8 protein-coding genes are annotated in these 10,032 nt (G+C 62.4%); all 8 read left to right on the top strand.

The features are described 5' to 3' along the window. A partial coding sequence (locus ACTS2Z_RS09705; protein ID WP_442573013.1) for a VOC family protein occupies positions 1-303 on the top strand: 303 nt, incomplete at its 5' end. Further along, positions 303-680 (top strand): DUF1467 family protein, encoded by a 378-nt coding sequence (locus tag ACTS2Z_RS09700; RefSeq protein WP_442573012.1) that lies wholly within the window; start codon positions 303-305, stop codon positions 678-680. The genes ACTS2Z_RS09705 and ACTS2Z_RS09700, both read left to right, overlap by 1 nt. A gap of 91 nt (positions 681-771) precedes the next feature. Beyond that, positions 772-2,106 carry a proline--tRNA ligase gene (proS, locus tag ACTS2Z_RS09695; RefSeq protein ID WP_442573011.1) on the top strand — a complete coding sequence of 445 codons (1,335 nt, stop codon included), beginning with the start codon at positions 772-774 and terminating at the stop codon, positions 2,104-2,106. Then, on the top strand, positions 2,103-3,425 hold the full coding sequence (locus ACTS2Z_RS09690) for a lipoprotein-releasing ABC transporter permease subunit (protein WP_442573010.1): 1,323 nt from the start codon (positions 2,103-2,105) through the stop codon (positions 3,423-3,425). The genes proS and ACTS2Z_RS09690 overlap by 4 nt, the downstream gene beginning before the upstream one ends. Then, on the top strand, positions 3,418-4,098 hold the full coding sequence (locus tag ACTS2Z_RS09685; protein WP_442573009.1) for an ABC transporter ATP-binding protein: 681 nt from the start codon (positions 3,418-3,420) through the stop codon (positions 4,096-4,098). Before ACTS2Z_RS09690 ends, ACTS2Z_RS09685 begins: the two co-directional genes overlap by 8 nt. A gap of 335 nt (positions 4,099-4,433) precedes the next feature. Continuing rightward, entirely contained in the window at positions 4,434-7,892 is a 3,459-nt protein-coding gene (gene dnaE, locus ACTS2Z_RS09680) for a DNA polymerase III subunit alpha (protein ID WP_442573008.1), read from the top strand. A gap of 205 nt (positions 7,893-8,097) precedes the next feature. Next, positions 8,098-8,901 carry a 30S ribosomal protein S2 gene (gene rpsB, locus ACTS2Z_RS09675; RefSeq protein ID WP_442573007.1) on the top strand — a complete coding sequence of 268 codons (804 nt, stop codon included), beginning with the start codon at positions 8,098-8,100 and terminating at the stop codon, positions 8,899-8,901. Positions 8,902-8,933: 32 nt separating this feature from the next. Continuing rightward, positions 8,934-9,875 carry a translation elongation factor Ts gene (gene tsf / locus ACTS2Z_RS09670; RefSeq protein WP_442573006.1) on the top strand — a complete coding sequence of 314 codons (942 nt, stop codon included), beginning with the start codon at positions 8,934-8,936 and terminating at the stop codon, positions 9,873-9,875. Positions 9,876-10,032 lie beyond the last annotated feature (157 nt).

Below are 10,032 nucleotides of genomic sequence, written 5' to 3'. Positions count from 1 at the left end.
GTTCGTGTTGTTTTTGTCTCTGTTCCCAACATGCAGATCGAGCTGATCGAGCCGCTGGGCGATGAAAGCCCGATCCACAAGTTTCTGGAGAAAAATCCGAAGGGTGGCCAGCACCATATGTGCTTTGAAGTCAGCGATATAGTTGCTGCACGTGATGCAATGCGTGAACGCGGCGCGACGGTGCTCGGTACCGGAGAACCCTATATCGGAGCGCACGGCGTGCCGGTGATCTTTGTGCACCCGAAAGATACCGGCGGTGTTCTCGTCGAGCTGATTCAGGCTCCGGGCGAGGGAGGTCATTGATGGCTCAAGCTCCACGCGTTTCCGTGCAGCCCGCCTTCCGATATGCCGGACTGGCCGTGAGCGTACTGGCGCTGGCCATCATCTTCGCCCAGCTCTTTGTGGAGTCCGGCGAGGTCGGCTTTGTCGAGGGTCTGGTGGTCTACCTGATCACCTGGTGGATCGTGATCTTCGTGGTCCTTCCGATCCGCATCACGGGTCAACACGAAACGGGCGACGTAGTGGAAGGTTCGGAGCCGGGCGCGCCGGTTGATCCGCGCTTGAAGGAAAAGGCAGCTCTTACCACCGTGATCACCAGCGTCCTGTGGCTGGTCTTCTTTGCAGTGATGGAGCTTGGGCTGGTTGACCTCAATGCGCTCTGGGGACCGCAATTCGACTAGGCGGGTATGGCTCTGCTGCCTTGCCGGGCGTGGCGGTGCGGTCTAATCGTGTCAGTTGAAACCCGTCCAGCCTGTCACGTGAGACATCTCCATGCGCCTTAGCCGCTTTTTCCTGCCTGTCCTGAAGGAAACGCCTGCCGATGCGCAGATCGTCTCGCACCGTCTGATGCTGCGTGCCGGCATGATCCGGCAGGAAGCCGCCGGCATCTACTCCTGGCTGCCCCTGGGCTTTCGCGTTCTGAAGAAGATCGAACAGATCGTACGCGAGGAGCAGGACCGGGCAGGGGCCGTGGAACTGCTCATGCCGACCTTGCAGCCGGCGGACCTGTGGCGCGAGAGCGGCCGATATGACGATTACGGCAAGGAGATGCTGCGCATTGTCGATCGCCATGAGCGCGACCTGCTTTACGGACCGACCAATGAGGAGATGATCACGGCGATCTTCCGCTCCTATTGCCGCTCCTACAAGGATCTGCCGAAAATCCTCTACCACATCCAGTGGAAGTTCCGCGACGAGATCCGCCCGCGTTTTGGCGTTATGCGGGGGCGCGAATTCCTGATGAAGGACAGCTATTCCTTCGATCTGGACGAAGCGACGGCCCGACACGCCTATAACCGCATGTTTGTGGCCTATCTCAACACGTTCGCCCGGCTCGGCCTGAAAGCCGTGCCGATGCGCGCAGATACAGGCCCGATTGGGGGCGATCTCAGCCATGAATTCATCATTCTGGCCGAAACCGGTGAGAGCGAAGTCTTCTGTGACTCCAGCCTCGTCGAGATGGGCGCCCCCGGCCCGGACGTCGACTTCGAAGGCGATCTGCAGCCGCTCGTCGATGCGCGCACCTCGCTCTACGCCGCTACCGAAGAAATGCACGAGCCGAAGCGCTTCACCGCTGAAGTGCCTGAAGACCGGCGCCTGTCCGCGCGCGGTATCGAGGTCGGCCACATCTTCTATTTCGGCACTAAGTATTCGCAGCCGCTCGGCGCCAATGTGACCCATCCTGACGGCAAGGACCGTCCGGTGCATATGGGATCCTATGGCGTGGGTGTTTCGCGGCTTCTGGGTGCGATCATCGAGGCGCACCACGATGAGGCCGGGTGCATCTGGCCCGAAAGCGTTGCCCCGTTCGGGATCGGCATCATCAATCTCAAGCCCGGTGACGCAGAGACGGATGCGGCCTGCCAGACGGCCTATGAGGCCCTGACGCGCGCCGGCAAGGAGCCTCTGCTTGATGACACCAACGAGCGTCCTGGCGGCAAGTTCGCCACCATGGACCTGATCGGCGTGCCCTGGCAGCTCATCATCGGCCCGCGCGGCCTGAAAGAGGGCAAGGTCGAGATCAAGCGCCGGGCAACGGGTGAACGTTTCGAGGCAAGCCTTGAAAGCGTCCTGTCGCAATTGGCCGCCGAGAACCCGGGCGCATGACGGGCGGGCGGCAAGGCGCAAAGACCGGCGGGTCCGGGGCTTTCAGCCCTTGGGAGTTCCTGCTGGCCTTCCGCTATTTGCGTACGCGCCGGCGCCATGGCGGCGTAACGCTGATTTCGGTGATTTCCTTTGTCGGCATCATGCTGGCCGTCACGGCCCTGATTGCCGTCATGTCGATCATGAACGGCTTCCGGCACGAATTGCTGTCCCGGCTCCTTGGCGTGCAGCCTCACGTTTATGTCTACACGGCTGAAAGCGCGGCGCTGACAGGCGATCTCGTCGACCAGATCAATGCGCTACCCGGCGTGCGTCAGGCAGGACCAGTGATTGCGGCCCAGGCCCTGATCAGTTCAGACCGCGCGGCAACAGGCGCGCAGGTGATCGGTGTGCGCCCCGGTGATCTCGGCCAGTTCGATCTCATTGCCGGCGAGGGGGAAGCTGCCGATGCCGGCGGCGGGATCGTGCAAGGTTCTGCGGACAATTTTGGCGCCGGGCATAATGGCGGTGACGGCATACTGATCGGGTCGGGGATCGCCGCCCAGCTCGGTGTCAGTGCCGGTGATACGGTGGTCCTCCTCGCGCCACAGGGCGCATCGACACCAATGGGCACGGTGCCGCGCCGCAAGAGCTATGTCGTCGAAGGCATTGTTTCGATGGGCGTTCTTGATCTCGACCGTATCTATGTCTTCATGCCGCTGGAGCAGGCGGCCCTGTTCTTCGGCCGTTCGGGCGGCGCTGACTATATCGACATCCGCGCAGACAATCCCGACGCGCCCGAGGCGGTCGTCGAGGCAGTTCGCCAACTGGTGCCGTCTGGCTCCGCCGTGTTCGACTGGCGCCGTCAGAACCAGTCCTTCTGGACGGCCTTGCAGGTAGAGCGCATGGCGATGCGCCTTATCCTGTCGATCATCGTCCTTATTGCAGCGATGAACATCATTTCCGGCCTGGTCATGCTGGTGAAGAACAAGAGCCGCGATATCGCGATCCTGCGTACCATGGGAGCGACGCAAGGCTCCGTCATGCGGATATTCCTGATCGCGGGTGCAGCCATCGGCGTGCTCGGCACGTTCGCCGGGATTATCCTGGGTGTTCTGATCGCCATTTTCATCGGACCGATCCAGGATTTCCTGGCCTTTGTGACGGGCGTCGACGTGTTCGATCCGTCCGTCTATCTGCTCTACCGGCTTCCAGCCCGTCTCGACTGGGCAGAAGTTGCATTCGTCGCCGTGTGGGGCTTTGCAACGGCCTTGCTGGCTACCTTGCCGCCATCCTGGCGGGCAGGGCGCATCGATCCTGTGGAGGCGCTGCGCTATGAGTGATGCAGCCCTTTCCATTCGCGGCCTGGTGCGCCGCTATCAGACCGATGCCGAGCTGATTGAAGTGCTCAATGGTGCCGATCTGGATCTGATGCCCGGCGAGCTGGTGGGTCTTGTCGGCCCCTCCGGTTCGGGAAAATCCTCGCTTCTGCACGCAGCTGCCCTTCTGGAGCTGCCCGACGCGGGCACGGTTCACATCGCCGGCGTGGATGGGCTAGCGCTGGGTGAACGCGGGCGCACAGCCTTGCGTCGCCGGGAAATCGGTTTCGTGTATCAATTCCATCATCTGATGCCCGAACTTAATGCGATGGATAATGTTGCCTTGCCGCGCATGATCGCAGGAGAGGGTCGCGTTCAGGCGCGCCGGAAGGCGTCTGACTGGCTTGAGCGTCTCGGGCTTGGTGCGCGCCTGAGCCATCTTCCGGCACAGCTTTCCGGGGGCGAGCAGCAACGCGTGGCGATAGCGCGCGCGCTCGTCGGTGAGCCGCGCGTCCTTCTGGCTGATGAGCCAACAGGTAATCTTGACCCCGCAACCTCGGATCAGGTTTTTGACGCGCTCGCTTCGGCCTGCCGGGAGGCGGGCGCTGCGGCGCTTATCGCCACCCACAACCTCGCCCTTGCCGGGCGCATGGACCGGGTTGTGACCCTTGAGAACGGGCGCGTGATCGCGGCCTGACGCCGCGCCCAGGTCTTTTTCACCGCCAAACTCCACCTTTAGTCGGCGAACGCGAATGTCGGCACGCGAATCGATTTCCTGCTTGACGGCGGAACAAAAGGCGAATATTTCAATTGGAACAAACAGCGAATATCGTAGCTATCAACAGGAGAAAACACATGAAGCGCTTGATCGAGGAAGCCAGCACCGCCTTTGTAACGCTCGGTTTTGTGGCCGTGGTTCTCACATGGAGCACGGCGCTGGTTGGCTAGGCCTGCGCCTGACATGTCGGCAGGAGTTGCGAATCCGCGATACCCTGCTGGCTGAGGTCAACCGGCCCGGGTGAGGAGGCAAGCGTGCAAGACGAGGCTTTTGTTCATCTGCGCAGCCGCTCACCCTATTCCTTGCTGGAAGGCGCGACGACAATTTCCGACCTGGCCCGCCTCTGCCAGGAACAGCAAATGCCCGCGCTCGCGCTGACCGACAGCAACAACCTGTTCGGTGCGCTCGAATTCTCCGAATATCTGTCGAAGGCGGGCGTTCAGCCGGTTGTCGGTTGCACGCTTGCCGTCCGTCTCGAGGCGGAGCGGCCCGGTGAACGGGTAGTGCCTGCCGGCACACTGGTCCTGCTGGTCCAGGACGAGACCGGCTACCGCAATCTCGTGGCGCTCAGTTCTGCGGCTTACCTTGAAGTGGGTCCGGCCGACGAACCGTCCGTGACCCTCGCGTCCATTCTGGAGCACAATGCCGGGCTGATCTGCCTGACGGGTGGATTTGACGGTCTGCTCAACCGCCTGGTGGTGCAGGGCAAGGCGCCAAAGGCCGAAGCGGTGCTGGATCGCCTTCAGGAGGCTTTTGCCTCACGCCTCTACATCGAATTGCAGCGCCATGGCCGGGCCGATGATGTGACGGCAGAGGACTGGCTGGTCCCGGCTGCCTATGAGCGCGGCTTGCCACTCGTTGCAACCAACGAGCCTTATTTTGCCACGCCCGACCGGCATGAGGCCCATGACGCGCTTATGTGCATCGCGCAGTCGACCTATGTGATCGTCGATGACCGGCGCAAGGTCACGCCTCAGCACTATTTCAAGAGCGCTGCCGAGATGGCGGCCCTGTTTTCCGATTTGCCCGAAGCGATCGGCAACACGGTCGATATCGCCCGTCGATGCGCCTACAGGCCCCGCACCGGTGATCCGGTCCTTCCGCGTTTCCCGGGCCTTGAAGGCCGCACCGAGGCCGAGGAACTGGCAGCGCGGGCTCGCGATGGTCTCAAGGCACGCCTGTCCAGTGTCGATCCCGCCGCGCCTGTTGAGCAATACGAGGCGCGACTTGATTTCGAGCTCGGCGTCATCGAGCGGATGGGTTTCCCCGGCTATTTCCTGATCGTTGCCGACTTCATCCAGTGGTCGAAGGCGAAAGGCATCCCTGTCGGGCCGGGCAGGGGGTCAGGCGCGGGCTCGGTCGTGGCCTGGGCCCTTACCATCACCGATCTCGATCCCTTGCGTTTCGGCCTTCTCTTCGAGCGCTTTTTGAACCCGGAACGGGTGTCGATGCCGGACTTCGACATCGACTTCTGTCAGGAGCGCCGCGGCGAGGTTATCCGCTATGTGCAGGAGCGCTATGGCAGCGACCGCGTCGCGCAGATCATTACCTTTGGTACCTTGCAGGCGCGCGCCGTGGTGCGCGATGTGGGCCGGGTTCTCCAGATCCCGTTCCCGGTCGTTGACCGTATCGCCAAGCTGGTCCCGAACAATCCTGCCCAGCCGGTTACGTTGGCAGAAGCTGTATCAACTGAGCCCAAATTGCAGGCGATGCGCCGCGAAGACCCTGCGGTTGAACGGTTGATGACGGTCGCCTTGCAACTGGAAGGCCTTTACCGCAACGCGTCCACGCATGCTGCCGGTATCGTGATCGGCGACCGTCCCCTGACCGAATTTGTGCCGCTCTACCGCGATCCGCGTTCCGACATTCCGGCCACCCAGTTCAATATGAAATGGGTCGAGCCGGCCGGTCTTGTGAAGTTCGACTTTCTTGGCCTGAAAACCCTGACCGTGATGGCGCGAGCGGTCGAGTTCATCGAGCAATCAACCGGCGAAAAGGTGGATCTGGACTGCCTGCCGCTCGATGACCCCAAGGCCTACGAGCTGATGTCTGCCGGCTCGACGATCGGCGTGTTCCAGCTGGAAAGCTCCGGCATGCGCGACACGCTCAAAAAGGTGAAGCCGGACACGTTCGAAGACATTATCGCGCTCATCTCGCTCTATCGTCCGGGGCCGATGAAGAATATCGACATCTATGTCGACCGGAAATTTGGACGCTCGGAGCCAGATTATCTGCACCCCGATCTCGAGCCCGTCCTGAAGGAGACGCACGGCGTCATCATCTATCAGGAACAGGTAATGCAGATCGCGCAAATCCTGTCGGGATACTCGCTCGGCGAGGCTGACCTGCTGCGCCGGGCCATGGGCAAGAAGAAGAAGGAGGAGATGGACCTTCAGCGTGAGCGCTTCCTTGCAGGCGCCAAGGAGCGTGGGGTCGACGCAGAGAAAGCTTCCTACATCTTCGATCTGGTCGCCGAGTTCGCCGGTTACGGCTTTAACAAGTCGCACGCCGCCGCCTATGCCCTCATCGCGTATCGGACAGCATGGCTGAAGGCTCATCACCCGGTCGCCTTCATGGCCGCTCTGATGAGCCTTGACGCAGGCAATACCGACAAGCTGGCGGTTTTCTTCCAGGAATGCCGCCAGGCGGGCGTGCCGGTGCTCGGCCCCGACATCAACCGGTCAAAGGCCGATTTCAGTGTCGAGGATGGCGCCGTGCGTTATGGCCTCGGTGCGGTGAGAAGCGCGGGCATGAGCGCGATGGAAGAGCTTGTCCGCACGCGCGATAGCGGCGGACCGTTTGCCGATCTGTTCGACTTTGCTGCGCGTGTCGATCCGCGTCAGGTCAACCGCCGCCTTGTAGAAACATTGGGCCGGGCCGGTGCCTTCGACTGCCTGGAACCTGAGCGGGCGCGGGTCATCTCCGCAGCTGAAACCCTGTGTGCCATCGCGCAGGCGGCGCAGGCCGAGCGGGATTCCGCGCAAGTGTCGCTGTTCGGGTCGGGCGGGAACGATCCGGTTGCACTGGAGCGCCCGTCACTTCCGGCTTTCGAGCCGTGGGAGGCATCGCGCCGTCTTGATGAGGAACTTTCTGCGATCGGCTTTTACCTCTCCGGGCATCCGCTGGATGCCTTCAGCGAGATTCTCGCCCGCCGAGGCGCGGTTGGCTGGGCAGAATTGCTTGAACGCGTCCGCGAGGGCGGGATTCGGGCGGCGCGCATGGCCGGTATCGTCCGTCGGCGTCAGGAGAAAGTGTCGCGCCGCTCCAATGAGCGCTTCGCCTTCCTGACCCTGTCGGATCCCAGCGGCGAGTTCGAGGCGCTGGTGCCGCCGCGCGTATTCGGCGATTGCCGTGACTTGCTGGAAGCCGGGCAGGGCGTGCTGGCAACCTTCAAGGTCGAGGATCAGGATGACCAGATACGTCTGATCATGGATAGCTGCGAGCCGCTTGATGGCCTCCTTAAAGAGGCGCAATTGCCTGGCCTCTGCGTCGAGATCGACGAGCTGGGCGCACTCGAAGGCGTGCATGCGCGTCTCTCCCGGCTGGGAGGCGCAGGTTCTGAGGCCCGCGGTGTCGTGATTCTTGACCTGCCTGTGGAAGGCCGGGCCCGCGCGCGTGTTCGCCTGCCTGGTGGCTACCGTCTCGATCCGGCGTTGCGCAGCGCGTTGAAGGAAGTTGCTGGCGTCAGTGCTGTCGAGGCATTTTCCGCCTGATCATGCCCTGCCGGTTTCACGGTTTCCGGTTCACATACGCAGAGCTTGTCTAGACGGCGAAGCACGCCTATAAGCGCGCCCGCAATCCCGCACGTGGGGCAACGGCAAGGTCACACCTGTGGCCGGGTCGATCCGGTGCCTGGTTTTCTGCTTCGGCAGGGACCGGCTCCGCCCTGCGGAGGCCAACCGGAAAAGGAAAATCGATATGGCCCTTCCTGACTTCTCCATGCGTCAGCTGCTCGAAGCTGGTGCGCACTTCGGTCACCAGACCCACCGCTGGAACCCCAAGATGAAGCCGTTCATCTTCGGTGAGCGTTCCAACATCCACATTATCGATCTGTCGCAGACCGTTCCGCTGCTGCACCAGGCGCTCGTGAAAGTGCGCGAAGTGGCGGCCAATGGCGGCCGCGTGCTGTTCGTCGGCACCAAGCGTCAGGCGTCCGAGCCGGTGGCTCAGGCGGCACAACGTTGCGCCCAGTACTTCATGAATCATCGCTGGCTCGGCGGCACGCTGACCAACTGGCGCACCATCTCGATTTCCATCGCGCGCCTGCGCGAGCTGGAAGGCATTCTCGATCAGGAAGGCGGCCCGCAAGGCCTGACCAAGAAAGAAATCCTGATGCTCACGCGCGAGCGTGAAAAGCTCGAGCGTTCGCTCGGCGGCATCAAGGAAATGGGCGGCACGCCGGACCTCATCTTCGTGATCGATACCAACAAGGAAGCGATCGCGATCCTCGAGGCCAAGCGCCTGAACATTCCGGTCGTCGCCGTAATCGACACCAATTGCGATCCGGACCTCGTCGACTTCCCGATCCCGGGCAATGACGACGCAGCGCGCGCCATCGCCCTTTACTGCGATCTGGTGGCCGACGCGGTGCTCGACGGCATTTCCGACAGTCAGGCTTCGCTGGGCGTCGATATGGGCGCTGCGGTCAACCCCGCAGTGGAGCCGGCGCTGGCCGAAGAGGCTGCTCCGGCCGAGACCGCCGAAGAAGACGCCAAAGCCTGAACTGAAAGACTATAAAAAACAGGAGACTCCCCATGGCCGAGATCACTGCCGCTCTCGTCAAGGACCTGCGCGAGCGTACCGGCGCAGGCATGATGGACTGCAAGAAAGCGCTGGCTGAAACCGATGGCGACATCGAAGCCGCTATCGACTGGCTCCGCAAGAAGGGCCTGTCGAAAGCCGCCAAGAAAGCTGACCGCGTGGCCGCTGACGGCCTCGTTGGCGTTGCCGCTGCAGAACGTGGCGCAGGTATGGCGGCTGCCGCCGTCGAGGTGAATGCCGAGACCGACTTCGTCGCCCGCAACGAGCTGTTCCAGGCTGCGGTGTCTGAAATCACCGCGCTCGGCATCGATGCCGGTGATGTCGACTCCCTGCGTCAGGCCCGCACTGCGTCGGGCGACACGGTTGAGGACAAGCTGACCAACCTGATCGCCAAGATCGGCGAGAACATGTCGCTGCGCCGCGTGTCGACCCTGTCGGTCAATGCCGGTGTTGTGGCCAGCTATGTCCACAATGCCGCCGTTGATGGCATGGGCAAGATTGGCGTTCTGGTTGCGCTGGAATCGGACGGCGACAAGGCTGTTCTGGCCGAGCTTGGCCGCAAGATCGCCATGCACGTTGCCGCCGGTTCGCCCGCTGTTGCGCTGGCTGTCGACGTCGACGAGCTGTCTTCTGACGTGATCGAGCGTGAGAAGGCTGTCTTTGCCGATCAGGCCCGCCAGTCCGGCAAGCCGGAAGCGATCATCGAGAAGATGGTCGAGGGCCGCCTGCGCAAGTTCTACGAGGAAGTCGTGCTGCTCAAGCAGGTCTTCGTCTTCGATCCCGACCTGACGGTGGAAGGCGCTATCGCCGCTGCCGCGAAGGATGCCGGTGCCGCGATCAAGCTGACGGGCTTTGTCCGCATGGTGCTCGGCGAAGGCGTGGAGAAGAAGGAAGAAGATTTCGCCGCCGAAGTGGCAGCGCTCGGCAAATCGTGATCTGACTGTTTCCGGCGGCTGGGCGACCAGCCGCCGGACCTTCATGAACTGGACGGAGCCAATCATCCCGTGAGCGATACCAGCCCAGACGCCCGCCCGATCCCTTCCGGACCCTATCGCAGGGTTCTGCTCAAGGTTTCCGGCGAAGCGCTTATGG

The organism is Glycocaulis sp., from assembly GCF_052168375.1.
Taxonomy (GTDB): Bacteria; Pseudomonadota; Alphaproteobacteria; order Caulobacterales; family Maricaulaceae; genus Glycocaulis.
The sequence above is the reverse complement of the archived record's forward strand: the minus strand, read 5'-3'. Positions and strand labels throughout refer to the sequence as shown.

What these genes read in the sequence shown, in the direction of transcription:
- tsf (WP_442573006.1), top strand. Translation starts at nt 8,934, where the DNA reads ATGGCCGAGATCACTGCCGCTCTCGTCAAGGACCTGCGCGAGCGTACC.
- rpsB (WP_442573007.1), top strand. Translation starts at nt 8,098, where the DNA reads ATGGCCCTTCCTGACTTCTCCATGCGTCAGCTGCTCGAAGCTGGTGCG.
- ACTS2Z_RS09690 (WP_442573010.1), top strand. Translation starts at nt 2,103, where the DNA reads ATGACGGGCGGGCGGCAAGGCGCAAAGACCGGCGGGTCCGGGGCTTTC.
- ACTS2Z_RS09685 (WP_442573009.1), top strand. Translation starts at nt 3,418, where the DNA reads ATGAGTGATGCAGCCCTTTCCATTCGCGGCCTGGTGCGCCGCTATCAG.
- ACTS2Z_RS09700 (WP_442573012.1), top strand. Translation starts at nt 303, where the DNA reads ATGGCTCAAGCTCCACGCGTTTCCGTGCAGCCCGCCTTCCGATATGCC.
- proS (WP_442573011.1), top strand. Translation starts at nt 772, where the DNA reads ATGCGCCTTAGCCGCTTTTTCCTGCCTGTCCTGAAGGAAACGCCTGCC.